21 protein-coding genes are annotated in these 24,188 nt (G+C 70.1%); 7 read left to right on the plus strand and 14 right to left on the minus strand.

Annotated features, from left to right (window positions below; all coding sequences use genetic code 11):
* The first annotated feature begins 1 nt into the window (after window position 1).
* Both OEB96_RS37775 and OEB96_RS37780 read left to right on the plus strand, forming a co-directional pair.
* The gene (locus tag OEB96_RS37775) at window positions 2-325 is read left to right on the plus strand and encodes a hypothetical protein (protein ID WP_266221750.1); all 324 of its coding nucleotides are present in this window, start codon (window positions 2-4) and stop codon (window positions 323-325) included.
* Window positions 322-1,701 carry a TolC family protein gene (locus OEB96_RS37780; protein ID WP_266221751.1) on the plus strand — a complete coding sequence of 460 codons (1,380 nt, stop codon included), beginning with the start codon at window positions 322-324 and terminating at the stop codon, window positions 1,699-1,701. Before OEB96_RS37775 ends, OEB96_RS37780 begins: the two co-directional genes overlap by 4 nt.
* Window positions 1,702-1,735: 34 nt before the next feature.
* On the opposite strand, the gene OEB96_RS37785 is transcribed toward OEB96_RS37780, so the two are convergent.
* The 6 genes from OEB96_RS37785 to OEB96_RS37810 form a co-directional block, all read right to left on the minus strand.
* Window positions 1,736-2,791 carry a potassium channel family protein gene (locus tag OEB96_RS37785; protein WP_266221752.1) on the minus strand — a complete coding sequence of 352 codons (1,056 nt, stop codon included), beginning with the start codon at window positions 2,789-2,791 and terminating at the stop codon, window positions 1,736-1,738.
* Window positions 2,788-3,408: a thermonuclease family protein gene (locus OEB96_RS37790; protein ID WP_266221753.1), complete on the minus strand. Its 621-nt coding sequence runs from the start codon at window positions 3,406-3,408 to the stop codon at window positions 2,788-2,790. The genes OEB96_RS37785 and OEB96_RS37790 overlap by 4 nt, the downstream gene beginning before the upstream one ends.
* A 138-nt stretch (window positions 3,409-3,546) precedes the next feature.
* Entirely contained in the window at window positions 3,547-4,986 is a 1,440-nt protein-coding gene (locus OEB96_RS37795) for a hypothetical protein (protein ID WP_266221754.1), read from the minus strand.
* A gap of 32 nt (window positions 4,987-5,018) precedes the next feature.
* Window positions 5,019-6,059: an MlaD family protein gene (locus tag OEB96_RS37800; RefSeq protein ID WP_266221755.1), complete on the minus strand. Its 1,041-nt coding sequence runs from the start codon at window positions 6,057-6,059 to the stop codon at window positions 5,019-5,021.
* A gap of 2 nt (window positions 6,060-6,061) precedes the next feature.
* On the minus strand, window positions 6,062-6,844 hold the full coding sequence (locus OEB96_RS37805) for an ABC transporter ATP-binding protein (protein WP_266221756.1): 783 nt from the start codon (window positions 6,842-6,844) through the stop codon (window positions 6,062-6,064).
* A gap of 21 nt (window positions 6,845-6,865) precedes the next feature.
* A complete protein-coding gene (locus OEB96_RS37810) occupies window positions 6,866-8,320 on the minus strand; it encodes a monooxygenase (RefSeq protein WP_266221757.1) in 1,455 nt (484 codons plus the stop codon).
* A 106-nt stretch (window positions 8,321-8,426) separates the two neighbouring features.
* Between OEB96_RS37810 and OEB96_RS37815 the strand changes: the two genes are divergently transcribed.
* Window positions 8,427-8,627, plus strand: a complete 201-nt coding sequence (locus tag OEB96_RS37815) for a hypothetical protein (protein WP_266221758.1) — start codon at window positions 8,427-8,429, stop codon at window positions 8,625-8,627.
* A gap of 448 nt (window positions 8,628-9,075) precedes the next feature.
* Here OEB96_RS37815 and OEB96_RS37820 read toward each other — a convergent pair whose 3' ends face one another.
* The 4 genes from OEB96_RS37820 to OEB96_RS37835 form a co-directional block, all read right to left on the minus strand.
* Entirely contained in the window at window positions 9,076-9,705 is a 630-nt protein-coding gene (locus tag OEB96_RS37820) for a DsbA family oxidoreductase (RefSeq protein ID WP_266221759.1), read from the minus strand.
* Window positions 9,706-9,800: 95 nt separating this feature from the next.
* The gene (locus OEB96_RS37825; protein WP_266221760.1) at window positions 9,801-11,897 is read right to left on the minus strand and encodes a dipeptidyl-peptidase 3 family protein; all 2,097 of its coding nucleotides are present in this window, start codon (window positions 11,895-11,897) and stop codon (window positions 9,801-9,803) included.
* Between the two features lie 126 nt (window positions 11,898-12,023).
* Entirely contained in the window at window positions 12,024-13,529 is a 1,506-nt protein-coding gene (locus OEB96_RS37830) for a L,D-transpeptidase (protein ID WP_266221761.1), read from the minus strand.
* A 440-nt stretch (window positions 13,530-13,969) separates the two neighbouring features.
* Entirely contained in the window at window positions 13,970-14,992 is a 1,023-nt protein-coding gene (locus OEB96_RS37835; RefSeq protein WP_266221762.1) for a hypothetical protein, read from the minus strand.
* A 147-nt stretch (window positions 14,993-15,139) separates the two neighbouring features.
* On the opposite strand from OEB96_RS37835, the gene OEB96_RS37840 reads away from it, so the two are divergent.
* The 4 genes from OEB96_RS37840 (at window position 15,140) to OEB96_RS37855 (ending at window position 20,080) form a co-directional block, all read left to right on the plus strand.
* Window positions 15,140-16,633 carry an amidase gene (locus OEB96_RS37840; protein ID WP_266221763.1) on the plus strand — a complete coding sequence of 498 codons (1,494 nt, stop codon included), beginning with the start codon at window positions 15,140-15,142 and terminating at the stop codon, window positions 16,631-16,633.
* A gap of 3 nt (window positions 16,634-16,636) precedes the next feature.
* Window positions 16,637-17,032, plus strand: coding sequence for a TraR/DksA family transcriptional regulator (locus tag OEB96_RS37845; RefSeq protein ID WP_266221764.1), 396 nt, complete (start codon window positions 16,637-16,639; stop codon window positions 17,030-17,032).
* Between the two features lie 295 nt (window positions 17,033-17,327).
* On the plus strand, window positions 17,328-18,668 hold the full coding sequence (locus tag OEB96_RS37850) for an Ig-like domain-containing protein (RefSeq protein WP_266221765.1): 1,341 nt from the start codon (window positions 17,328-17,330) through the stop codon (window positions 18,666-18,668).
* A gap of 71 nt (window positions 18,669-18,739) precedes the next feature.
* Window positions 18,740-20,080 (plus strand): serpin family protein, encoded by a 1,341-nt coding sequence (locus OEB96_RS37855; RefSeq protein WP_266221766.1) that lies wholly within the window; start codon window positions 18,740-18,742, stop codon window positions 20,078-20,080.
* Window positions 20,081-20,122: 42 nt separating this feature from the next.
* On the opposite strand, the gene OEB96_RS37860 is transcribed toward OEB96_RS37855, so the two are convergent.
* The 4 genes from OEB96_RS37860 to OEB96_RS37875 all read right to left on the minus strand — a co-directional run bounded on the left by OEB96_RS37860 (window position 20,123) and on the right by OEB96_RS37875 (window position 24,008).
* The gene (locus OEB96_RS37860) at window positions 20,123-20,917 is read right to left on the minus strand and encodes a crotonase/enoyl-CoA hydratase family protein (RefSeq protein ID WP_266221767.1); all 795 of its coding nucleotides are present in this window, start codon (window positions 20,915-20,917) and stop codon (window positions 20,123-20,125) included.
* A gap of 76 nt (window positions 20,918-20,993) precedes the next feature.
* Window positions 20,994-22,199 (minus strand): FecR domain-containing protein, encoded by a 1,206-nt coding sequence (locus OEB96_RS37865; protein WP_266221768.1) that lies wholly within the window; start codon window positions 22,197-22,199, stop codon window positions 20,994-20,996.
* Window positions 22,192-22,761 (minus strand): RNA polymerase sigma factor, encoded by a 570-nt coding sequence (locus OEB96_RS37870; RefSeq protein ID WP_266221769.1) that lies wholly within the window; start codon window positions 22,759-22,761, stop codon window positions 22,192-22,194. The genes OEB96_RS37865 and OEB96_RS37870 overlap by 8 nt, the downstream gene beginning before the upstream one ends.
* Window positions 22,758-24,008 (minus strand): hypothetical protein, encoded by a 1,251-nt coding sequence (locus OEB96_RS37875; protein ID WP_266221770.1) that lies wholly within the window; start codon window positions 24,006-24,008, stop codon window positions 22,758-22,760. The genes OEB96_RS37870 and OEB96_RS37875 overlap by 4 nt, the downstream gene beginning before the upstream one ends.
* Between the last annotated feature and the right edge of the window lie 180 nt (window positions 24,009-24,188).

Here is a 24,188-nt window from a genome sequence, read left to right on the forward strand (position 1 = left end):
CATGAGGACGAAGATGACGGCGAAGATCTCGATCATCGTTGGATTGCTCGCGCTGAGCGGCTGTCGCAACCCCGGGTTGCCTCCCGAGGCCCCCGAGCACGACGCGACCAATCCCGAGGCGGGGGTCGTGAAGGCCAAGTCTCCGGCCGATCCGTTCGCGTCCGCCTTCGAGGGCGTGAAGCTCGACGGCGGAGGTCACCACCACCACCACGGGCACGGCAAGGCCGAGGCCGAGCCCGAGCCCGCCAAGACGGAGCCGGCCGAGGCCGAGCCCGCCAACGAGTCCAGTGCCTCCGTGGGTCGGGGGCAAGGAGGTCGATCGTGAGCACCACCAAGACCAAGGCGATCGCGCGCTCGTCGATGGCGCTGGCGCTGGGGCTGCTGACGGCGTGTGCCACCACCAGCCCCGCCGGTCCCCGTGGCGAGGCGAGCGAGCTGCTGGCCCAGCGTGCGGGTGTGGAGGACGCGATCAGCCCCGAGCAGGACGAACAGAGCCGCACGCGCGTGCGACAGCGCGTCCGGGCGTTGCTCGCCGAGCCGCTCTCCGCCGAGCGTGCCGTGCAGGTGGCGATGCTCAACAACCGCGAGCTGCAGGCCACGCTCGAGGAGCTGGGCGTGGCCCAGGCCGAGCTGGTCGAGGCGGGCTTGCTCGAGAACCCGGTGATCGCGGGCGACCTGGTGTTCTCCACCCGCGGCAACGGCCTGGGCGGCGGGCTGTCGCTGTCGCAGAGCCTGCTGAGCGTGTTCCTCATCCCCGCCAAGCGCCGCGTCGCCAAGGCGCGCCTGCAGCATGCGATCGTCACCGTGGCCCACGAGGCACTGGTGCTCGTGCGTGACGTGAAGGTGGCCCACGCCGAGGTCTGGGCTGCCGCGGCGACCGTGCAGCTCCATCGCACTCGGGTACAGGCGGCCGAGGTTGCCGACGAGCTCGCGGCCAAGCAGCTCGAGGCCGGCAACCTGCCGCCGCTCGATCGAGCGTTCCACGGCGCGGCGCTCGACGAGGCGCGGCTCGAGCTGGCGGAGGCCGAGGTCGAGCTCGTGGCTGCTCGCGAGGCGCTGTCGCGGCTGTTGGGCCTGTGGGGCAGCGACGTCGCGTGGACCGTGGCCGATGCGCCCGTCGAGCTGCCGCCCGCCGAGCCCGAGCCGTCCGCGCTCGAGGCCCGAGCGGTGAGCGAGCGGCTCGATCTCTCGGCGGCTCGCTTCGAGGTGGAAGCGATGGAGCGGGCGGTGCAGCTGCGGCGGCGCGGGGTGATCCCACAGCTCGAGGCCGGGGTGGAGTCCCGCAACGAGGTCGGCGACGACGAGGGCCACGAGTGGGTGCTGGGGCCGTCGCTGGCCGTCGAGCTGCCGATCTTCGACCCCGGCCACGCCGATCTCGCTCGCCTGCGGGCCGAGCTGCGGCGGGCGCAGCACCTGCTGCAGCACCGGGCCATCGTGGTGCGCTCGGAGGTGCGCGAGCATCGGGCGGCGCTGGCCATGGCGCGGCGATCGGTGAGCTACATGCACGAGCAGGCGCTGCCGCGGCAGGCCCAAATCGGCGATCTCGCGCTCCAGCAGTACAACGCGATGCTCATCGGGACCTATGAGCTGCTGCAGTTGCGGGCCGAGGCCCTCGCGGTGCAAGAAGATGCAGTGGAGGCACTGCGTGACTATTGGGTCACACGGGCCCAGCTCGAGCTGGCGCTGGGCGGTGAGCTCTGAGCCCTGTGAGCCCCACGATGTGAGTGAGCCGGGCTCACAACCGCAGCGCTTGCGGCCGGTTGGGGGCGATGCACACGATCCGATCCCCGTCGCCCAGGGGGGTGTCAGCGTCGGGGTTGAGCACCACCTTGCCGCCCTTGTGCTCCACGCCCAGCGGGGCGCAGCGGCGCTCCTCGAGCACGTTGCGGGCGTCGCCGTAGGTGGCCTCCTTGGACAGCGTCACGTCGACGAAGTAGATGTTCTGGCCCGACAGCACATTGGTGGCCTCACCGATGACCTTCTGCAGCCCGGGGTCGAGCAGCTCGTGGACCACCAGGTTGGTGGCCAGGGCGGTCAGGCACACCACCGCATCACAGCCCGCCTTGTAGAGCAGCTCGATGCGCTCGGGATCGATGCACTCGGCCACGGTGAAGATCGACGGGTGCAGGTGCTCGAGCGTCAGCGCGGCCGCCAAGTTCGAGTTGTCGCTCCCCGGGTCGTTGGGATCCTGCGACAGGATGATCGCGAAGCGGGCCTCGCGAAAGCTGGCGCGCTCGAGCGTGCTCTCCTTCGACACATCGCCTCGCACGAAGCGCACGCCGAGCTCCGAGAAGCGCTCGGGCAGCTCCTCGAGGAACGCGTCGATCACCACCACCGCCGAGTCCTTGGTCTTCGGATCGTGTCGCAGCTCGGTCAGCACCGCGTCCACGCGAGCCGCGCTCGGGTAGTGGATGATGAGGATGTGATCGCTAAGCACGGTCTCGCTCATGCCCTTGAGCTCCTTGGAGCGTTCCTCGATGAGGAAGGTGGCCAGGGTCGACAGCAGGTAGCCCAGGATGCTGATCCCGAACATCATGGTCGGGAAGCCGATGACGTAGCGGCCTCCGATGGTGGTGGGGAAGAAGTCACCGTAGCCCACCGTGGTCATGGTCACGATCGACCACCACAGCGCGTCGCCCCAGCCGAGGTCGGGCTTCTCGGCGAGCTCGAAGTACATGAAGCCCGAGGTCGAGAACGCCACCAGCAGCACGGTGAGCAGCGCGACCTTGAGGAACTGGTTGCGCTTGGTGACCACCAGGCGGCGGACCAGCGTCATCAGCAGGCGGATCATGGCTCTTCCGCCTCCGCGTCACGGGCGGTCTTCCACGTGTCCTGCCAGCCCTGCACGCGGGCCACCGCCTTGTAGTTGCCCCACAGCCCCGCCTTCTTGGTGCGGGCCTCGGCCTCGGCTCCGAGGTAGGCGCCCTCGCGCGAGAATGGATAGCGGGTGTACGTGACCAGGTGGCCGCGCTGCACCAGCAGCTGCCCGAGGTCTTGCCCGTCGGCCTCGATGTAGGTGAGCAGCCGCCCCGAGCGATCGAACGCCAGCTCGTCGAACACGACGCGCAGCTCCTTGTCGGCGATCGTGCGCTCGATGGTGGCCACGGCCGCCTGACCCAGGCCTGCCACTCCGGGCTCGTTGATGGTGGTCGAGAAGCCCTTGACGCCGAGCAGGCGCACCACGAACGTCCCGCTTCCGTCGGCCCGGATCGAGATCTCGTCGGCATCGATCACCCGCACCAGCTCGACCCGGGTGCCGCTGTCGATCTGGACGCTGTGATCCTGCTGGAGCTGCCCGCGGCGCTGCTGCACGTTGGTCACGAAGAAGTACGTGCAGGCGGCCAGGGCCAGCACCACCGACCAATAGACGTGGTTGGAGGAGATCTCGAGTGTACGGCGTCGGGGCAACGGCTGAGCTCTTCGTGCGGTGGGGGTAGGCTGACAAACACCAGCGGTGCGCTGCAACCCCGCCCGGTGCGACGTTGGCCTCACTTCCCGCCAGGAGGCGCCCAGGCGCACCTCGGGACGCGAATTCCAGCGCCGCGATCACCCTCCCGCCGCCCACAGCTGCGCGAATTCTCCGGAATCCACCCCCACCCGCACGTCATCTCCGATCCCAGCCTGCTCGATCACCTCGATCCTCGCCGCCTGCCCAACCTCGCCCCGCAGCAGTTCCACGACCCGCGCGGCTCGCTTGGTCGAGAGCTCCACCTGGGGATCGACCACCACCTTCACCACCATCGCCCCGCTGCGCACGGGCCCTTCCAGCTCTGGCGAACCCACGATCCAGCGGATCGCATTGTTGGAATCCTGCGGAAGCGGATCCCCCGACGTGAAGTACACCGTGGCCCGCCGCAGGTACTCCGCGCGCCCCTCGTACCGCATGCCCTCGATCTCCTTGGGCAGTCGCCCCACCACCCCGCGGTGCTCCACCTCGGGCATCGGCGCATCGGGCCTGGTGAGGTCGACGTGGGGAATGCCCCCGCCGGGCGCCCGAAAGGCCGACGCGAGCACGGCCACGTAGAGCTGCTCCCCGTCGATCGCGAGCCCGATCCCATTGGCGAGCCCACCCGTGCTGGTGACCTGCGGCGCCAGCATGGCCGCTCTGCCATCTCGCGTGTCGACGCGATACACCGTCGTGTCGATCTCCACGACGTAGAGCCACGGCCCGTCGAGGATCAGACTCGACCCGAGCCCCCAGCGCTCGGTGACCAGCTCGAGCGGACCTCCGGTCTTGGGCCAGCGCAGCACCGCTCTTGCGATGTCGTCCCCCCAGTAGAGGTGCGAGTCGCTCAGCGCCAGCTCGGCGCCGAAGTGCCCGGTGCGCGCAATGGGCTCGACGTCGCCACCCTGCTTGGGCTGCCGCCAGATCCTCTCGCCACCGTGGGCATAGACGTGGGTCTGGTCGATGACCAGCTCGGCGTCGTCTCCCGCCACGAAGCCTTCCGGAGCGCTCGCGTCCCCGGCGGCGTCCTTGGCCAGCGAGTGGACCCCACCGTCGAACCAGTACACACGAGCATCGTCGACCGCGAGCGAGCGCGGGTTGCCGCTGCGACCGATCCGCTCTGCCGAACCCCCGTCCTTGCGCATGCGAAACAGCCCACCCCCCAGCGCGCCGAAGTAGAGCAGCTCGCCATCGACGACGATCGATGGAATCCCGAGCGCCTCGACCTCGACCAACACCTCCGGGCTGCCGCCCTGCTTGGCGGCCCGCATCAGCTTGGGCCCATCGCCGAAGTACACGTAGGCGTCGTCGACGGTGATGCCCGTGGGCAGGTCGACGCCGGTCGCGATGATCGTGGCCTCGACCGTTGGCGAGGGCGGGGGGATCGACTCGACCCGCGCCGACGGCTGGCCGTCGCTGCGATTGCTGGCCGCCTCGCACGCCAGTCCCACCACGAGGACGACGAGGCCGTTGCGCAGCAGGTCCTTGCCCAGGGGGCGACGAGGCCCGTCGACCGTGCCGTTCTCCACCACTACGGGCATCCCTGCGAGTCGTTGCGGGAGGCCCCCGCGGCCTACTCGACCCCTCCGAGCACCTTGTCGGCCTCGCGCTTGCTGCCGAAGTAGACCTTCATGCCTTCCTTCTGCAAGAACTGCCGAATCGTCGCCCCGTCGAGCGCCATCGCCCGCCGCGCCAGCTTGGCCAGGTCGGCCACCAGCGGCTCCACCGACTTGCTCAGCCCCTCGAGATCCTTCGACAGCGTCTTGAGGCTGGCCATCGCCACGGTCGCATCGTCGATGATCCTGCCGATTTTCTTGGCCCGATCGTCATCGACGATCTTGGCGACCTCCTCGAGCTTGGCCAGCGCCGACTCGGTGCGGTCGAGCAGCTGCGGCAGGCGCTCGTCGAGGGTGGCGCTCATGTCGTCGGCCCGCGCCAGCAGCCGGTCCACTCGCGGATCGTCGGTGAGCTCGCGGGTGTTCTTCACGATCGCCCGAATGTCCTCCTCGTTCTCGGTGGCGATCCGCCGCACCGTGGCCGAGGTGGTCTTCACGTCGTCGATGATCTGGTCGATCTCCGCCCGCGTGATGATCGGCGGCTTGCCGTCCTTGCCGTCGATGCTGTCCATCATGTCGCCCAGGCGCTCGGCCAGCGGCCCCAGCACCCCCGCGATCGAGTCCTCGCCGCCGAGCAGCGGCTGCAGGGCATTGAGCACCTGGTCGACCTCGAAGTGGGTCTCCACGTTCGAGATCACCCCGTCCGCCTCGAGCACGGGGCTCTCGCGCTCCCCCGGGGCCAGCTGCAGGTACTTCTCGCCCAGCAGGCTCTTGGCGCGCACGATCGCGACGGCATCGGTGTGCAGCACCACGTCGGGGTCGACCCGCAGCGAGAGCACCGCGATGTCGTGGTCGACGCCGATCTTCTCGATGCGCCCGACCTCGACCCCGGCGATCTTGACCGCGTTGTTGGCCACCAGCCCCGCCGCGTGCTCGAGCCGCACCTCGTAGCGCACGCCGCTTGCACCCCCCAGGGCCCCGATGCTCTGCGCCAGCCAGATGAGCAGAGCGAGCGTGCCCAGCACGAAGATCCCCAGCCCGATGTGGGTTCGATTCATCGTCAGACGACCTGGATCGGACCTTCGGTGGCCCGGTCGAAGAATTGACGCAAGGCGGGATGAGCGTTGCGCTCGAGCTCCGCCTTGGGACCGTAGGCCACGAGCTTGCCCCCCGCCAGCATCCCGATGATGTCGGCGATGGTCCGCGCCTCCGCCGTGTCGTGGGAGATGACGATGAAGGAGATGCCCAGGGTGCGGTGCATCTCCATGATGAGCTCGTCGAGCGTGGCCGACATCACCGGGTCGAGGCCCGAGCTCGGCTCGTCGCACAGCACGATCTCGGGCTCGAGCGCGATGGCCCGGGCGAACGCCACCCGCTTGCGCATGCCCCCGCTGAGCTCCGAAGGGAACTTGTGCTCCACTCGGGGCAGGCCCACCCGCGCCAGCTTGTCGGCCACCTTGGCGCGGATCTCCTCCTCGCGCATCTTGGTGTGCATGCGCATGGGGAACGCCACGTTGTCGCCGACGTTCATGTCGTCGAACAGCGCGCCGTCCTGGAACAGCATGCCGAACCTGCGCCGCACCTCGAACAGGCGCTTGCGATCGCGGCTGCGCCGCTCGTCGAGCGCCGCGATGTCGTGCTCGCCCACGAACACCCGCCCCGAGTCGGGGCGCAGCAGGCCCACGAGGATGCGCAGGAGCACCGACTTGCCCGTGCCCGAGGGGCCGAGCAAGACGGTGATGGTGCCCTTCTTGACGGTGAGGCTGACGTCGTCGAGGACCTTGTGCGCGCCAAACGCCTTGCAGACGTGCTCGAGCACGATCGCGTCGTCGGGACCTGGCACCGTCTACGACGATACCGCAGCCTACGGCACCAGGTACAACCCCATCAGGCACATCTCGTTGTGGGTGCCCCAGCCGGGCAGCACGGGCTCGTCGGCGCCGACGGTGTCGAAGTCGCAGGTCACCCGCAGCACCTCGTCGGGCTGCAGCGCACGCGGTTGCTGGAAGAAGTACTGCAGCTGCCAGTGGAAGTCCCAGTTGCGTACCTCGGCCGCGCACTCCGAGCCGGAAGGGCCGTCGATGTGCATGTCGATGGAGCGACCGTACTCGTGCATGTGGGGGAACACGCCGTAGAGGTCGACCCCGGGCAGCCCAAACCATCCGAGCATCTCCCCCACCGGCATCTCCCACGTGAACTCCACCGAGGGCTCGCCGGGCGGCAGCTCGATCGGGTCGCCCTCGAAGATCGATCCGAGGAAGGGATCGGGCAGGATCATGAAGCCCTCGCGCTCGACCTCCTCCTCGAGGCGCAGCGCGACCGTGCTCTGGTCGGACATGCCGATGGTGGTGGGGTTGGCCAGGTTGTAGTGCATCTGGATCACCAGCTGCTCGCCCTGCCGCACGCGCAAGCCGGTGCCCTCGGGGAACCTCACGATGCCCTGACCGGGCGCCCACACCACCGGGATCCCGCTGACCTCCACGCCGTCGCCGGCCTCGCCGAAGCACGGCCAGCCGTCGCGGGTGGGCGACTCGTCGTCGAGCGCCTGCATCACGTCGGCGTTGGTCATGCCGCCGCCCACGGGCAGGTCGGGATCGACGGGCATCACCAGCACGTGGTGCACGATCGCCTCGTTGCCGGGCAGCACGTCGTAGCCGGTGAGGAAGCGATCACCCTCGAGCATGGGGTCGACCAGGAAGCAGCGGTACTCGTCGAACTCGGCCAGATCGCCACCCTGGATCTCCGGGACGAAGTTGGGAGTGCCGATCTCGGTGACGCCCGTCAGCTGCTCGGGCTCGGGGAGCGAGAGATCGTCGCGCGGCTGCCCCTCGGGGGTGCCCGCGGCGAGCCAGGCGGCGATCCGATCGATCTCGTCCGGGGGCATCCACTTGGAGTGCTGGAACTCGCCGCAGCTGCCGTCGTCGGTCACCAGCCACGGGGGCATGGTGCGGTCCTGCATCGCGTTCACCGAGACCGGGGCCCACGCGCTGGCGCTCTCGTAGTCGTCGAGCCGCATGGGGCCGATGCCACCCTCGCGGTGGCAGCCCACGCAGCGCTCGTAGAGGATCGGCGCCACGTCGTCCCAGAAGGTCGGCGTGGCCTCGGTGCCGGTCTCGTCGAGCACCGCGTCGGTCTCGGTGCCCGTGGAGTCGACTCCGCCAGTCGCACTGGCTTCGGTGGTCCCCGAGTCGGCACCATCGTCGGTGGCGGGCTGGTCCTCGCGACAGGCCTGGGCGGCCAGGGACGAGAGGACGCACAGGGTCCAGGTGCTCAGTCGAAGGTGCTTGGTGCTCGTGCGGAGAAGCTTGGTGCGTCGCATGGTCATTGGGGGCCGCAAGCGCGCGGCAGCCGTTGGAACACCGTCACGGTCCGCGAGTGTCACCGCCCGACTGCGGTCCAGCCTTCGCCGTGATGGTTGCCACCCGATGTCTCGGAAGCGCTCGGCCCCGTTGAGCTCGCGCACGAGCGCGCCGAGCCTCGAAAAAAATCGAAAATCGTCGCTTGACGATCGCGACTGGGCCGTCTATCCCTCCTTGGTACGCTTCAAGGGAGAAGCACGCGCCATGACCCTCGACATCATGCAAGACAAGCTCGGCGGGCAGTACTTCGCTCGCACCGCATGTTGATGGTCGACCCGCGCGTGCACCCGTAGCGTTCACACCAATCGGGCCCAAATCAGGCCCAATCATGATTGGCACGCTGGCGAGCCTCCAGGGGCAATCCTGGGCTCCCGTGCACCCGCCGGGGCGACCTGACCCCGTGAGCGGCTGAATTCGACGAATCCAGCCACTCACGAGGTCCGCGGACGCCGACCGGACCTTGGTCCGGCGCGAGCGTTCCGACCTGCGGTCCTGCGGACGTCGTCGTCCCGACCCCTTCGCTCGACGTGCCCGCTGCCCTGGCGCAGCGGTCGCGCGTCGCGTTCGTGGGTCGCTGGCGGCGGCGCGGCTTCACCATTGCCGTCGCGGGGTGTCTGGGAGCGATACGGGTCCCTCGTTCGCATCATGGCCCAGCATCCGGGATGTCCTGCGACGACAGGGGTGAAGCCGCGCCGCCGCCTCGAGGGCGGCTTGCTCAGTGGCGTTGCCGCACGTCGGCCACGTCGCACGCGTCATCGGAGCTCGAGCTGAACAGCCCCGAGCCCAGGAACAGATCGAGGCGGCGCGGCGGCAGCAGCCCCAGCATCTTGGTCCCGGTGGCGGAGATCATCACCGGGATCCGCTCGAACCTCGCCTGTCGCCACTCGTGGGTCCAGCGGGCCGCGGTGGCGGTGGCCTCGGTGGTGCCACGCAGCGGGGGAAGCCCGGCGTGCTCGACCTGCTCGGCCACCACGCTGGGATCGGCGATGTTCTTGCCCTCGCGCCACAGCGCGCGAAACAGCAGCAAGCGCAGCGTTCGGGCCCCGCGCGGATCGATCGTGGTCGCCTCGGCCACCGCCTTGATCGCCAGCGCGCTGTTGGGTCGAAACTCCGGGCGGCCGATCACCACGTCGGGAGCTCGCCGGGCAATGGTCTCGAGCTCCTGTGCCAGCTCGTCGAGCTGCGCCTTCGTGGCCCGCTCCGGCTCGAGCGGCAGATCCGGGGCATGCTCCACCAGCCGCCACTCGACGTGCCGAACGAGGTTGCGCATGAACAGCCGATCTTCGAGCGCATAGCAGAACGGGCAGCTCAGGTCCCCGTAGACGATCATCGGCTGGGCCTTCATTGCGGATGATGATAGCCCGATTCGCGAGCGGGAGCGGCGCCAGCGCGCCGCCTCCGGTTCAGGAATCGATCGCGCGCCGATCTACGCGCCCGATCTCAGTTCACGACCGGCAGCCGCCGGTAGACTTCGCCGTACTCCAGCATCTGCATCACGAAGTTGTCGGGATACTCGACCCGCACGTCCACGAGCTCCTCGCCCTCCATCACCGGCACCAGCCTCGGATTGATGAAGCCGGCGTAGGGCGCGATCTTCAGCGCCTCGTAGCGCCGCAGCACCTGCTCGTGCAGGGCGCGGTCGACCTTCACCCCGTAGCCCTCCACCAGGGCCTTGCCCGCCGCGTAGTCGCCCTCGGACTTGATGCGCTGGACCTCGCGCAGCAGCTGGCCGAACAGCTCGCGCAGCTTGGCGTAGTCGCGCACCACGAAGTAGGTCTTGCCGTCGCGGTCGACCTGCTCGATCACCTTGTCGGCCTTGCCCTTCTCGTAGACCCACTTGGCCACCATCTGCCGGTTGCGCATGTGGGCCTCCTCGAGATCCTCGCCGAGCTCGAGGCGGGCGAGCTGGACCATCAGGCCGCTGCGGATGTAGTCGTCGTAGGCGGCCATCCCCACCTCGAGGCTCGGCATCACGCCGATCTCGATGAGCTTGGGGTCGAGCAGGTAGTAGAGCGCCACCAGATCGGCGCGGCCCTCCTCGAGGGTGGAGGCGTAGTTCTTGAGCGTCTCCTTGGGGGTGCCCACGCCGGGCTTGATCGCGCCCGAGGCATGGCCGATGACCTCGTGCATGTCGGTGTGCAGGGCGTCGGCGAGCTCGCCGTGCGCGCGGGCGCGGCCGATCTCCTCGGGCGAGCCCGCGAACTCCTCGAGCACGCCGGTCTGCTTGCTCGACTCGTCGTAGGCGGCCACGATGTTGCCCAGGTTGACCGACTTGCTGCCGTGCTCGGCCCGGATCCAGTTGGCGTTGGGCAGGTTGATCCCGATTGGGGTGCTGGGCGAGGCATCGCCGGACTCCACCACCACCGTGATCACCTTGGCCGAGATGCCCTTGACGTCCTTCTTCTTGTAGGGCTGGGGGATCGTGCTCTGGTCCTCGAACCACTGCGCCTGCTTGCTGATGGCGTCGATGCGCTTGCTGGCCTCCATGTCGCGGATCGACACCACCGACTCGAACGCGCCGCGGTAGCCCAGGGGGTCGCCGTAGACCTCGATGAAGCCGTTGACCACGTCGACGGTGGAGTCGGTGTCGGCCACCCAGGCGATCGAGTACTCGTCGAACGTGCGCAGGTCGCCGGTCTCGTAGAAGGCCACGAGCTTCTCGAGCGCAGCCCGCTGCTCCGGGCCCTCGGCCACCTCGATCGCGCGGCGCAGCCAGGTCACGATCTCGGCGATGGCCGGGCCGTACATGCCATCGACCTTCCACACGCGCTCGACCAGCTTGCCGGTCTTGGGGTCCTTGGCGAGCTGCGAGTTCAGGCCGTGGGAGATCGGGTGGGGGTCCTTCTTGTCGGTGCGCTTGGCGTAGAAGCCCTCGACCTGCTTCTGGGTCACGCCCGGGCCGTAGTAGTTGGTGGCCGAGGCGGCGACGAGGTCCTTGCTGGGATCGAGATCCACGCGCTTGGCGTCGAGCTTGGGGTCGAAGAGGATCGGCTCGAGGCCCGTCACCAGCTGATCGACCGTCTGTCCCGTGGTCAGGGGCAGCTCGTCCGCGTCGGAGCCGCGCACGAGCGTGCCGAGGTACTCCCGGGGGAACTCCGGGAGGATCTTCTTCATCGAGTAGTGGTGGTGGATCCCGTTCGAGAACCACACGCGCTTGGCGTAGACGAGGAACGCGTCCCAGTCGGCCCCGCTGCGCTCACCCCCGTAGGTGCGGACGATCCCCTCGAGGGTGTGCCGCACCAGCAGGTTGTGGCGGTAGTTCTGGTCCCAGATGATGTCTCGACCGCTGAGCGCGGCCTCGTAGAGGTAGTAGGCGAGCTTCTTCTTCTCGAGGGGCAGGTCCTCGAAGCCGGGGATGCGGTAGCGGAGCACCCGCAGGTCGGCGAACTGATCGACCTGCACCTGGAACTCCCCGCGGGACGCCTGGGTGACGGGATTGGACTCGTCCTCCGGGGTCGTGGTCGGCGTGGTCACCGGGGCTTGCGCCGGCGCGGTGTCGGGGCGGGGGCACGCGGCGGTCCCGAGAGCGGCGAGCACGACGAGGAGACGGGGAAGCCTTCGCATGGCGCGAACCATGACGCAGGCCCTGCGCGGATCACAACCATCGCGTGAGTGCGGATGCCCGCGTGAGGTCGCGCGGGCATCCGGCGGTCGCGCAGCCGATCAGCCCTCCACGTAGACCACCGGGCCGCGCCGGTCGGCGACCACCTCGCGCCCCTCGTGGACGCGCACGCGGGTGCCGAGGTCGCCCTCGTCCTCGAACACCTCCATCCAGCCCTTGCTGGCGTGGGGTCCGGTGAGCGAGTAGACGTGGGCGGCGTCGCGGGGGCTGAGGTTGACGCAGCCGTGGCTGATCTTGAAGCCGAAGCGGTCGTGCCAGTAGGCCGAGTGCAGGGCGATGCCCTCGTGGAAGTACTGCACGTAGGGGACGGCCTCGACCGCGTAGGCCTCGGAGGCGCCAGGCGAGCTGGTCATGCTGCCGAACGCCTCCTTCTTGTTGATGCGGAACACCCCGCGGGGAGTGGGGCCCTTGAGGCCGCTGGAGATCAGGGTGGTGAAGATCGGCGTCTGGCCGCGGACCACGGTGAGCACCTGCTGGTCGAGGTCGACGTCGATCCACAGCTCGTCGGCGGTGACCTCGTCGTCGGCGAGCGGCTCCACGGGTTGCAGGCGGCGGATGTCGCGGGCGCGGACGAACCCGCCCCCGGTGAGCTCGAACCAGGTGCCCGACGCGGTTCGAAGCGGCTCGGGGCGCACGAAGATCTCGAGGTGGTAGTCGAGGGTGGCGATGCTCTTGGCCTCGGGGTCGGCAGCAGCGTGGATCGCCGTCCTTGGCCAGTCGACGGTCCAGGCCAGCTGCTCGCCCTCGGGTACGGGCTCGGCCACCAGGTCGCGGCCCTCGAAGCGGCTGGGACGCATGCGGTCGAGGTCGCGCTCGAGCATGATCCGCCCGCGCTTGTCGGTCAGCACGATCTGCCCGCCCTCGCGGCGGCGGCTGGTGAACGCATAGTCGCGCCCCAGCTCGTAGACCATGGTGGGCTGGTCGCCGCGCAGGTAGCTGCGCATCGACTTCCAGCGCCGCGCCGGCTGATCCAGGCGGTTGCGCGCGAAGTAGAACGGCAGCACGCCCTGACGAGCGACCGGCATCATGCGGGGGGCCTGGGTGGCCGGGCGGGTCCGAGACAGGCACACGAAGCCGCCGTTGCCCACGTCGGCCCAGCCACCGACGCTGCAGCCGCGACCTTGCACCCGCTCGAACACCTCGAACGCTTCTCCGCTGGCGATGCGAGCCCGGATGGGCGCGCGGTGGTCGGGCGCGATGCGAACGGTGAGGTGCTGCTTGGCGGTGCGCAGCTCGAGCGGCTCGCGGTCGGACGGCAGGGGCTCGTCTTCCGGCTCCAGCTCGGGCTCGAACTCGACGTCGATGTCCAGCGCGGGCTGGGAGGGCGCGACGGTGGCGGGAGGGTCGAGGCGGGAGGTGGCGACGGCGGGGGCCGATGCGTCGCTCACGACCAGGCGCATGGCGGAGACACGCTCGGCATCGACTCGCTCGTCTTGGGTGACGTCGAGCAGCGCGGGCGCGGGCTCGGACTCGGTCGTCGTGGGCGGTGCGCTGGCGTGATCGCAGGCCGGCATCAGCAGGGCCAGCAGCCCGACGGCGGGAAGCACCCCGGAGATCCAAGGCGAACGGATGCGACGACCCTGCACTGAGATGGCAGCGCTCATGACCCTCGATGATTCCTTTGCTCGCGCGATGGCGATGGGCCGCGTCGTCACGTCCTCCTCTCTCCATCGGGAGGACGTTGGCCCGCGCGGCGCCTCTTCGACGTAGCTTGGGTCGAACGATTCGTTTTTCAAGTTGACTACGCGACGAAGATGTCGTTGACGGTCGCGGACCACGTGGGTCGGTGGGGGGCAACGATCGTTGCCAGCATACGACGGGTCGGCATTCGGGCGAAGGAAGCGGCAGATCGGCCGTTGGCGCGTACGGCCGTTCGGTAGTGGCGTGGGTCGTGGCCACCCTCGCCGTGACCTTCCCAAGGTCGCGTGCTCGCTTCCGATGGTCGGGTTGCGACCGCGTGGAAGACCTCCGCGGATCGCGTGGATCTTCAGCTCGGGTCTTCGACCGGATCGGCCACATCCGATGGTGGTGCATCGCCGACCGACGGCCCGACCGAAGGCCCGACCGAAGGCGTGGTCTCGCTGCTCGGCGGTGGGGCATCCTGGGGCGGCAGCGCGGGGCCGATTGCCTCACCGGAGCTCGGCGGGACGTCGGCGGGCGGGGCGTCGCTCGGCGGCGAGGTCTCTCCGGTTGGCGCGGCTTCGATCGGCGGCGGCTCGGTGGACTCGGGCGTGGCCTCGACGGGTGGCGCATCGGTGGGCTCGGGCCCAACCACCTCGTCGAGCGGATTGCTCGCGGGCTCGGCCGGCGCTGGCTCGCGCCGCTCGTGCGCTCGGCGGTCGCGTGCGCGCCCTCCACCGCCGAAGGCCACGGTGAAGCCGACCTGCGGGCCCCAGCGGAACGAGCACAGATCGAGCCGCACCGGGTTCACCATCGGATCCGCCGGCTGATAGGTGAGCGCGTCGCTGCAGCGATCGGTGGGGAACAGCCCCGAGAAGCCCACGCCCACGCTCACGAACAATGGACCCACCACGTTGAAGTAGGCGCCGGGTCCGGCCACCCACTGCCCGTAGGTCCCGGCCCCGTGGTTGAAGATGGCCGGCCCCACGCCGCCGTAGACGAAGGGGGAGAACCGCCGGTTGCGGAAGAACACGTACTGCAGCGTGGGTGTGATCTCGACCATGTTGGTCGGCCACTGGGTCTCGATGCCGGGGTAGCGGGCCTTGAACGCCTCGCGGTAGATGAAGATGGTGTCGGACACGCTCACGCCCACCGACAGCCCGTTGACGATGAAGTAGTTGAAGCCCAGGCCGAAGCTCAGGCTGGCCACGTCTTCGTTGAACAGCCCCCAGGGGGACAGGCCAAAGGTCGGGCGCGACACCCCTCGGCCCCAGGGGCGACCGTCCCGTGGCTCGGCGCTCTTCGCCTCGGCCGGCCACCCCAGCCCCACCGCGGACGCGAGCGCCACGCCGAGGGTCGCGGCGATGCGCAGGTGAGCGGGACCGTTCATCCGAGCCATCGTCGGCCGGTCACCGCCGAGAATCAACTCGGGCGGGTGATCTTTGTGACGCATGCCTCGTTGGGTGAGGTCGTGGCCGCCTGCGGCCACGCCGGGGCGGTGCGGGCGCCTGCGCTCGGGTCCATGTAGGATCCCGGCATGGACGATCTGCTCGACCGATCGGCGATGGCCCTGGCGGGGATGATCCGTCGTCGTGAAGTCTCGCCCGTGGAGCTGCTCGAGGCCCACATCGCGCAGATCGAAGCGGTCAACCCGGCCCTCAACGCGGTGATCGCCACCCGCTACGAGGCTGCCCGGGCCGAGGCTCGTGTGGCCGAGCAACGGGTGATGGCCGCCGCGGAGCCGCAGGCGCTGCCGTCCCTGCTCGGCCTGCCGTACACGACCAAGGAGTACATCATGGCGGAGGGCATGCCGCTGACGGCCGGGGTGTGGTCGCGTCGCCACGTTCGGGCCGATCGCGATGCGACCACCGTTCGACGGCTGCGCGAGGCGGGGGCCATCCTCGTGGGCATCACCAACGTTCCCGAGGGTGGGCTGTGGCTCGAGACCTACAACGACGTGTACGGGCGCACGGTCAACCCCTGGTCGCTCGAGCACACGTCGGGGGGCAGCAGCGGCGGCGAGGGGGCGATCGTGGCGACGGCGGGGGTGGCGTTCGGCCTGGGTGCCGACGTGGGCGGCTCGATCCGGATCCCCGCGGCGTTCTGCGGCACGGTGGGGCACAAGCCCACGGGGCGACTGGTGCCCAACACGGGCTTCTGGCCGCCGGCTGGCGACGGCAACCTCTCGGGCTATCTGGTGTGCGGTCCGCTGACGCGCAAGGTGGAGGACGTGATGCCGATCCTTCGCGCGCTCGCGGGACCCGATGGGCACGATGTGGTGGTGGAGCCGTGGTCGCTCGGCGATCCGGCCGAGGTCGAGCTTCGCGACGTGACCGTGTATCCGGTGCAGAGCAGCGGCTTGGTACGAGTCAGCGAGGAGAACCGTCGAGCCGTGCACGACGCCGCGGCGGCGCTGCGAGCCCGTGGCGCCCGCGTGGAGCTGCTCGACGCTCCGCGCATGAAGAAGGCGTTCCCGATCTGGGCTGCGATGATGGCGACCGGGGGAGGGCCCCACTACGCCGACGTGCTGGGTGATGGCGCGCCGATCTCACCCGCGCGCGAGCTGGTGCGACTGGCGTTGGGGCGATCGCATCACACCTTGCCTGCGCTGGTGATCGCAGGGCTCGAGGAGCTGATGGCCCGCGTCCCCAGCCGGGTGGATGCGGCGGTGGCCGAGGGGCACGCGCTGCGGGCCGAGCTCGAGGAGGTGCTGGGTCCGCGCGGGGTGCTGCTGCACCCGCCGTACTCCCGGCCCGCGCCGCGGCACTACCGACCGATGCTCACGCCGTTCGACTTCGTGTGCACGGGGCTGTTCAACGTGCTCGAGCTGCCGTCGACGGTGGTGCCCACCGGGTTCTCGCGCGAGGGGCTGCCGCTGGCGGTGCAGGTGATCGGGCGTCGCGGGCACGATCACCTGACGGTCGCAGTGGCCGCGGCGCTCGAGGAGGACTTCGGCGGCTGGCGCCGCGCCCGACCGTGCTGGCGCGTGCCCGAGCGCTTCGTGGGGCCCGATTCGCTGATATCCTCGTGACCGATGGACGCGCGCACGAACGAGCGGTACCGCAAGCGGCTCCTCGAGCTGCGGGAGGAGCTGCGGCGCGAAGGGGCCGTGGAGATCGAGCCCTTGCGCGAGGGTCTCGAGCCCACCGAGAAGATCGACGAGGATGCCGCGCCGCTCACCGAGATGAATCAGGTGATCGCCTCCAACCGCAATCGGCTGCGGACCCGACGGCTGCAGCAGATCGCCGAGGCGCTCGAGCGGCTCGACGAGGAACCCGACGAGTTCGGCCTGTGCGAGTCGTGCGACGAGCCGATCCCCCCGCGACGCATGGAGCTGCAGCCATGGGTGCACCTGTGCATCACGTGTCAGTCGGAGCAGGAGGAGCAGGATGCTCCGGGCTCGCGCAAGCACTTGACCGACTATCGCTAGCCCGCCGGGTCGAGCCCGACGGCTGGAGCCCGACGGGAAGAGCCCCACACCAGCGCGCGCGAGCGCGAGCGAGCCGTGCTCGAGCTCGGGGATCTCGGTTCGAGTGAGAGATCACTCGCATGCGCGAGCGAGCATCGAGCCCTTCGTGTTCGTCAGCCCACGCTCGTGACGCGCCATGGAGTGGTCCAAGACCCCCAAGGCGCTGCATTCCTCGGCATGATGCGAGAAATCGCTGGCCCTGACTGGCCGAACCGTTGGAGGATGTCGCGGGGCGATGTTGGAGAGCATGGAACGCATGACGTCGAGCAGGACCTGGTGGATCGCGGCCTTTGCGCTGGGGGTGACGACGACCTCGACCGCCCGCGCGGAAGAGCCCGAGGTGACCGATCATCCACGCGGGACCTACGTCTGGGTCGACCAGGCCGATGGCCTGGTCGACGACGTGGATCCCCAGGAAGGCGGGGCGCCGCACATCCTGTTCCTGCAGCGCTGCGCGGGTGGGCTGACGATCTCACCGGGCAACGGGGGCTCGATCGCCAACCAGTCGCAGATCGTGGGCGGCACGATCAACTTCCCGCCCTTCCCCTACGGCGACACGGCGTGGAACGACGTCGTCACTCGCACGCGCAACATCTTCGCGCCCTTCAACATCACGGTCACCGACGTCGATCCGGGCAACGTCTCCCACGACGAGGCGGTGGTGTGCGGCGACGGAGCGATGGCCGGCTTCGCGGGGGCGGGCGGCGTGGCGCCGTTCACCTGCGGGGTGATCAACAACCCGATCACCTTCACGTTTGCCGACACCCTGGGCAACAACCCGCAGCTCATCGCGGAGGTCATCGGCCAGGAAGCGGCGCACGCCTGGGGCCTCGATCACGAGTACCTGTGCCAGGACCCGATGACGTACCTGTCGGGGTGCGGGGCCAAGACGTTCCAGGACGTGGATGCTCCGTGCGGGGAGTTCAGCCAGCGCGCCTGCCAGTGCGGGGGCAACACGCAGAACTCCTACGAGATCATCATGAGCATCTTCGGCGCGTCGGTGCCCGACACCCAGTCGCCGACGGCCGCGATCATCTATCCCAACGACGGCGACGTGTTCCCGCCGGGCTCCGACTTCGACATCACGGTCAGCGTCAACGACGACGTGCAGGTCACCGATGTCACGCTCTTCGTGGATGGTGCGGCACAGGGCATGGATGCGAGCGATCCGTTCGGTCCGTGGCCGGTCTCCAACATCCCCGAGAACACCTACGAGTTCTACATCGAGGCGAGGGACGCGGCGGGCAACGTCACGGTGAGCCCGGTGGTGACCATCTACGTGACCAACGGCGAGCCTCCGCCCTCCGGCACGACCACCAGTGCGGGTGGCTCGGATGGCGGTGGCTCGGACGGTGGCGGTGGCTCGGACGGCGGGCTCGAGGGTGGCTCGGGGGATGCGGGCGATGCGAGTGCCGATGGCGGTGACCCCGGCGCGGGTGCGCTGCCGCCCGGATACGGCACCGGCTTCGGGCCGCTCGAGAACGGCGGCTGCGAGTGCCGGTCGGCCCCTGGCGGCAGCGGTGGCATGGGCGCGGGCCTGATGCTGCTGGGCCTGCTGGGCCTGCGCCGGCTCGGCCGACGTCGCCGTGCCCGGTGACGAGGCGAGACGGGCGATGGCAAAACGATGACAGATCGTGGGGGTTCGTCGGCCCGTTTCCGGCGACCACCATGTCGCCGTCCTCGCTTCGCCTGCTACCGCTGCTGCTGGCCGCCTGTACCGGCGGCTCGAGCCCTTCCGAGTCCCCCGCGGGGTCCACCCCCATCGCTCCGGCCAAGGGCGAGCCCACGGTGCCCGTGCCGACCACGACCCCAGCCGAGCCGTCGCCGCTGGTGATGACGCCGGCCTCCGAAGCGCTGGTGGCCGAGGTCGCCACCGGCTTCAACGCGTTCGGGCTCGAGCTCTACCGCGAGGCCGCGGCCGGGGCCGGCAACCAGATCCTCTCGCCCGCGAGCGTGGCCGTGGCCCTGGCCATGACCCAGGCCGGCGCTCAGGGCACCACGTCGACCGAGCTCGAGCAGGCGCTGCACTACGACCGCCCCGCCAGCGAGGTCCAGCGCGCGTTGGCGACGATGCAGCAGGGCTGGAGTGCCGCGCACGAGAGCACCGAGCTCCGCGTCGCCAACCGCCTGTTCGGCGAGGCCTCGTTCTCGTTCGAGCCCGCGTTCGTCGAGCTCACCCGTCGGGTCTTCGGAGCGCCGCTCGAGGCGGTCGACTTCAAGGGGGGAGCACCGGCCGCCCGTGCGCGGATCAACGACTGGGTCGAGGAGCGAACCCACGATCGGATCCAGGAGCTGTTGCCCGCGGGCTCGGTCGACGAGACCACGCGCCTGGTGCTGACCAATGCGCTCTACTTCAAGGCGCAGTGGCTGCACCCGTTCGAGGCGCACGCCACCGCGCCCGCGCCGTTCTCGACCCCGAGCGGCCAGGTCCGGGCGCCCACGATGGTCCTCACCGAGCACCTGCGTCACGCCTCGGTACCCGCCGACGGCGTGGAGCTGGTCGAGCTGCCCTACGCGGACGGGCGCTTCGCGATGACGGTGGTGCTGCCCACCGCCACCGACGGACTGGCCGCGGTCGAAGGCAGGCTCGATGCCGCGCGATTGCAGGCCTGGCACGCGGCGCTCGGCCAGGGCGATGGTGGGCGGCTCGTGCAGGTGTCGCTGCCCAAGCTCGAGCTGCGCCCGTCCGAGTCGCTGGCCCTGAAGGATGCGCTCGGCAAGCTGGGCATCACCGAGGCGTTCACGCCCCGGGCCGACTTCTCCGGCATCACCCGCTCCGAGCCCGGCTCGATGATCTCCGAGGTCTACCACAAGGGCTTCATCGCGGTGGACGAGAACGGCACCGAGGCGGCGGCCGCCACCGCGGTGGTGATGGCCGAGGGAGCCGCCGCGCCGGGTGGCTTGCCCCACGCGTTCGTGGTCGATCACCCGTTCATGTTCTTCGTGCGCGACACCCGGTCGGGCATGGTGATGTTCATGGGGCGCGTGGTCGACCCGACCGCGAGCTGATGGCACGCCCACCTCGTGGCAACCGTGGCAACAGTGGCTTCATCACTCGGGATCGCGGAAGAGCGGCGCGCGCTTCTGCATCCCTGCCATGACCGCCTCGAGCTGGTTGGGCTTGCCCAGCACCGTGCGCTGGACCGCCTCCTCGAGGCTCAGGCCCTCCTCGGTGGTCGTGACGCGGGTGACCTCGAGCAGGCGCTTGGCGGCACGGATCGCGTCGGGCGAGCGGGTGGCGATCTCGCGGGCGGTGTATCGTGCCGCCGCGAGCGGGTCGGCCTCGACCCGGGTGGCCAGGCCCAGGGCCACCGCTTCGTGGCCCGAGACCTTGCGCCCGGTGAAGGTGAGCTCCTTGGCCACGTCGAGCCGCACCAGGTGCCGCAAGGTCTGGGTTCCGGTCATGTCGGGAATCAGGCCCCACTGGATCTCCCGGACCGAGAGGCTGGCGTCGGGGGTCACGTAGCGAAGATCGGCGGCCAGGGCCAGCTGCAGGCCTCCGCCGTACACGTGACCGTGCAGCGCGGCCACCACGGGCACGGGCAGCTCGTGCCACACCCAGGCGGCTTGCTGGGCGAAGTTGGCGGGCGAGCCCTCCTCGCGCCGGAGCATCGACTCGAAGTCGCTGCCCTCGCGCATGAACGACGCGAAGTCGAGGCCCGCACAGAACGAGGGCCCCTCGCCGTGCAGCACCACCGCGCGTAGCGAGCGATCGTCGGCGAGCCTGCGGCCCGCGTCGATCAATGCCTCGAACATGCGCCGATCGAGGCCGTTGTGCTTCTCGGCCCGGACCATGCAGACCTCGGCCACCCCTCCGGAGAGCTCCACGCGAACGCGATCGTCCATGCTCGAGTGGTTAGCACGGCGAGCGCCCGCGTGGCAGGCAGGGCAGTCGGTCGATGGGGGCTCGTGCGGGTCGTTTCTACTGGTCGTTCTGCTGGTTTGGGCACGCCAGACGCTCTTGGGCCGCCTTCACGGCCCGTGCATAGCGGCCCTGCGGCCAGCGCTCGGCGTGTCGCGCCCAGTGCTCGCAGGCGGCCTGGCGATCGCCGAGGTGGCGCTCGATGATCTCGCCGAGCTCGTAGCTCAGCACCTGGGCGGTGCGTGCATCCCAGTGTCGGGTACGCTCGGCTCGGCGCAGCACCTCGGCCGCGTCGCCATAGCGGCCCTGGGCACGGAGGCGGCCGACCTCGTCGATGAGCGCGGTGGCGTCGTCGGCCGTGGCGACTGCGTCGTCATCGTCTTCGGCTGCGCGAGGCTCGGCGCGGGCGGAGCGTCGTCGCGGCGGGTGGACGTCGCGGTCGGGCTCGCCAGCGTGGTCCGCCTCGCTCGCGGCGTCTCGTTCGGTCGTGACCACGGTCGCGGTCGCGGTCGCAGCGACCGCGGGTGTCCGCGACCCGCCTGGCGCGAGGCTCTCGGCGTCCTCGTTTGGCGCGGGCGAGAGCATGGCCACCGCGTCTCCCCATGCATGGCGCTGACCCGGAGCGATCTCGGTGACGACACCCTCGAGGTCGATGAAGCGGATCCTTCCCTCGAACAGATCGACGTGTCCTCCGAGCGGACCCTGCTCGATGGTGAAGCGGGTGCCGAGCACCTCGATGACGCCGTGGGAGACGGGAATGCGGGTCGGGGGCGCTCCCTCCACCACCCGGGTCACGTCGAACATCGCGGTGCCCTCGACCAGGCGCACGTCGCCGGGGCTCTCGTGGTCGGCTCGATCGTGTCGGAGTCGCACGCGATCCCAGGTGTGCACCGCGAGGTGAGGCGCCGACAGCAGGCACGTGCCGCGGAGCTCGACCTCCGGGCCCCGGTCGACGTGGCGGCAGCTCTCGCCCTGCACCGAGAACGATCCGCCGAACACGGTGGGCGTCGAGCTCGCCGTCTGCGAGGAGATCGGCGGGGGTTGACGCAGTCGCACGCCCACCACCATCAGCACCAGGGCCGCTCCCGCTGCGAAGGTGAGGGCGGGGAGCCAACGAAAGCGGAATCCCGAGGTGGCCTCGCGTCGAAGCGCCTCGCGACGCAGGCGAGCGCCGACGCGATCGCGGGCGTGGCGGGGCATGCCGCGCTCGGCCAGCACCTCGTCGAGCTCGCGGAGGCTCGGGGCGAGCCGTGGTCGCTCAGACATGGTCGACCTCCCAGCCGGCCTCGCGGATGCGGGCCTCCGCGCGCTTGACCAGCTTGCACACGTAGCCCTTGGTGTGGCCGAGGATCTCGCCGATCTCCACCAGCGTCTTGCCGTCGACGTGGACCATGCAGAACGCCAGGCGCTCCTTGGGGGGCAGCTCGTCGAGCACGGCCCACGCCTGGCCCAGACCCTCGCGCGCGGCCGTGAGGCGCTCGGGATCGATGGGGGGCCGCGCCTTCTCGCCCAGCAGCCAGCGCACGGGGGCGGAGGCCCGCAGCCGCTCGCGACGCAGGCGATTGAGGCAGCGGTTGCTGGTCACGCGATAGAACCAACCCTCGAGGCCGTCGCCCTCCTCGAGCCGCTCGACCACGTCGAACAGCCGCAGGAACACCTCCTGCGTGACGTCCTCGGCCCACGCCGAGTCGCCTCGGCCGTAGCGCAGCGCCAGGCGATACACCAGGCCCTGGTAGCGGCGGTAGAGCTCGTCGACGCGCAGCGCCTCGGCGGAGGCCGGGAGCTCGCCGAGGTCCTCGAGCGCGATGACTCCGCTGTCGCGGTTCACTCGATCCTCCATCCGTGGGTGATGCCCACGCCGATGCCGATCCTCCACAGCGGGCGGCTCCACCGGATCGTGCGCGTGCGATAGGGCCCGCCCTCGTGGGTCCATGCCTGCGAGGAGACCCCCGGGATCACGCCCAGCTGCACCCGCGTGCGACCGCGACGCACGGCCACTCCGCAGGACAGCGGCAGCTCGGCCGCCAGCGCCACGTCGCCTGCGGTGCGCCGATCGGTCTGGTACGTGTGGAGATCGGAGCCCACGAGCGCGGCCACCTCGAACGAGCCGCGTCGTCCGATGGGAACCTGCCAGTCGGGTCCGACCACGAGGCGGGAGTCGAGCACCTGGATGCCCGTCCCGCGCGAGGGGATCATCGAGACCGAGAGCCTCCCTCCGATGCCGCGGAGCTTGCCCATGCGCCAGCCCGCCTGCACCAGCGGATCGAGCTGCCGGCCACGGCTGGCCACCCCGGCGCTGGCCATCAGGCGCAGCTCGGCGCGCGGAGGGCCGTGCATGGCCACGGGGTCGCCCGGGTCCTCGGCGGTGGCGAGCAGGGGCGGAGGCGCCGGCTCGCCGGGGGGAGGGCCGCCGAGGTCGTTCACATCGAGCTCGGTTCCATCGGCCGGCGGAGGTCGCATGGCTTCCAACAGCGCACGCGCGGCGCGACGCGAGGCCTCGGGCGAGCCGTCGCCGAGCTCGAGCACCAGCACGGGCGGCCCGCAGTCGGCCTCGGCCGGGCCCACGCTCACCTCGGCCAGGTGGCCTCGTGGATCCACGCAGGCCAGGGTGTCGCCCGGGATCGGATGGGCGGTGAGGGTCACGCCCGCCGCTTCGGTGACCACGGCCACTGCTTCGAGCAGCGCATCACCTTGCGCGCCGGCACCCACTCGTACCGCCAGGCCCAGCCGCGAGCCGGGGAGGACGTCGTTGGCTTCGTACGTTTGCTCGACCCCGAGCACCGCGTGGTGCAGCACCTCGAGGCGCTGCACGGCATCGGGGCCGGTCTCGATCGCATAGCTGCGCCGCGCATCGGGTCGGCCCTGGGCCTGGGCCTCGACCACGAACCCCTCGCCCGCAGCGCGCACCCGAACCACGCCGTGGGCCTGCGCTGGATCGGCCGCGACGTCATAGCCCTCCTCGAGCAGCCGGCGGACCAGCCAGCCGCGCAGGGCGGTCATGCGGGCGTGCGGATCGGTCTCCACGAACGGATCGGGATGGACCTCCACCGCGATGGTGGGTCGTGCAGCGAGCATGAGAGTGAGCGCGAGCGCGGACACGACGACACGGCAGCGGCGCGAAGGGAGCCCTCGTGCGGGCGGGTTCCGCTGGGACTGTCACCCGCGAGGGGGACGAAGGTTTCCGGCCTCCATCGTTCCCACGAGATTACGGCAGATCGGGCATGCGCAGACTCCGCATTCCCGGCGCCACGGCGA

It is taken from the genome of Paraliomyxa miuraensis, from assembly GCF_026337845.1.
Lineage (GTDB): Bacteria > Myxococcota_A > Polyangia > Nannocystales > Nannocystaceae > Paraliomyxa > Paraliomyxa miuraensis.

Bases quoted from the DNA above. Each gene is read 5' to 3' on its own strand.
- OEB96_RS37815 (WP_266221758.1), top strand. From the start codon at position 8,427: ATGTCTCGGAAGCGCTCGGCCCCGTTGAGCTCGCGCACGAGCGCGCCG.
- OEB96_RS37835 (WP_266221762.1), bottom strand. From the start codon at position 14,992: ATGAACGGTCCCGCTCACCTGCGCATCGCCGCGACCCTCGGCGTGGCG.
- OEB96_RS37800 (WP_266221755.1), bottom strand. From the start codon at position 6,059: ATGAATCGAACCCACATCGGGCTGGGGATCTTCGTGCTGGGCACGCTC.
- OEB96_RS37795 (WP_266221754.1), bottom strand. From the start codon at position 4,986: ATGCCCGTAGTGGTGGAGAACGGCACGGTCGACGGGCCTCGTCGCCCC.
- OEB96_RS37855 (WP_266221766.1), top strand. From the start codon at position 18,740: ATGTCGCCGTCCTCGCTTCGCCTGCTACCGCTGCTGCTGGCCGCCTGT.
- OEB96_RS37775 (WP_266221750.1), top strand. From the start codon at position 2: ATGAGGACGAAGATGACGGCGAAGATCTCGATCATCGTTGGATTGCTC.
- OEB96_RS37845 (WP_266221764.1), top strand. From the start codon at position 16,637: ATGGACGCGCGCACGAACGAGCGGTACCGCAAGCGGCTCCTCGAGCTG.
- OEB96_RS37820 (WP_266221759.1), bottom strand. From the start codon at position 9,705: ATGAAGGCCCAGCCGATGATCGTCTACGGGGACCTGAGCTGCCCGTTC.
- OEB96_RS37785 (WP_266221752.1), bottom strand. From the start codon at position 2,791: ATGATCCGCCTGCTGATGACGCTGGTCCGCCGCCTGGTGGTCACCAAG.
- OEB96_RS37875 (WP_266221770.1), bottom strand. From the start codon at position 24,008: ATGCTCGCTGCACGACCCACCATCGCGGTGGAGGTCCATCCCGATCCG.
- OEB96_RS37840 (WP_266221763.1), top strand. From the start codon at position 15,140: ATGGACGATCTGCTCGACCGATCGGCGATGGCCCTGGCGGGGATGATC.
- OEB96_RS37860 (WP_266221767.1), bottom strand. From the start codon at position 20,917: ATGGACGATCGCGTTCGCGTGGAGCTCTCCGGAGGGGTGGCCGAGGTC.
- OEB96_RS37850 (WP_266221765.1), top strand. From the start codon at position 17,328: ATGACGTCGAGCAGGACCTGGTGGATCGCGGCCTTTGCGCTGGGGGTG.
- OEB96_RS37865 (WP_266221768.1), bottom strand. From the start codon at position 22,199: ATGTCTGAGCGACCACGGCTCGCCCCGAGCCTCCGCGAGCTCGACGAG.
- OEB96_RS37810 (WP_266221757.1), bottom strand. From the start codon at position 8,320: ATGCGACGCACCAAGCTTCTCCGCACGAGCACCAAGCACCTTCGACTG.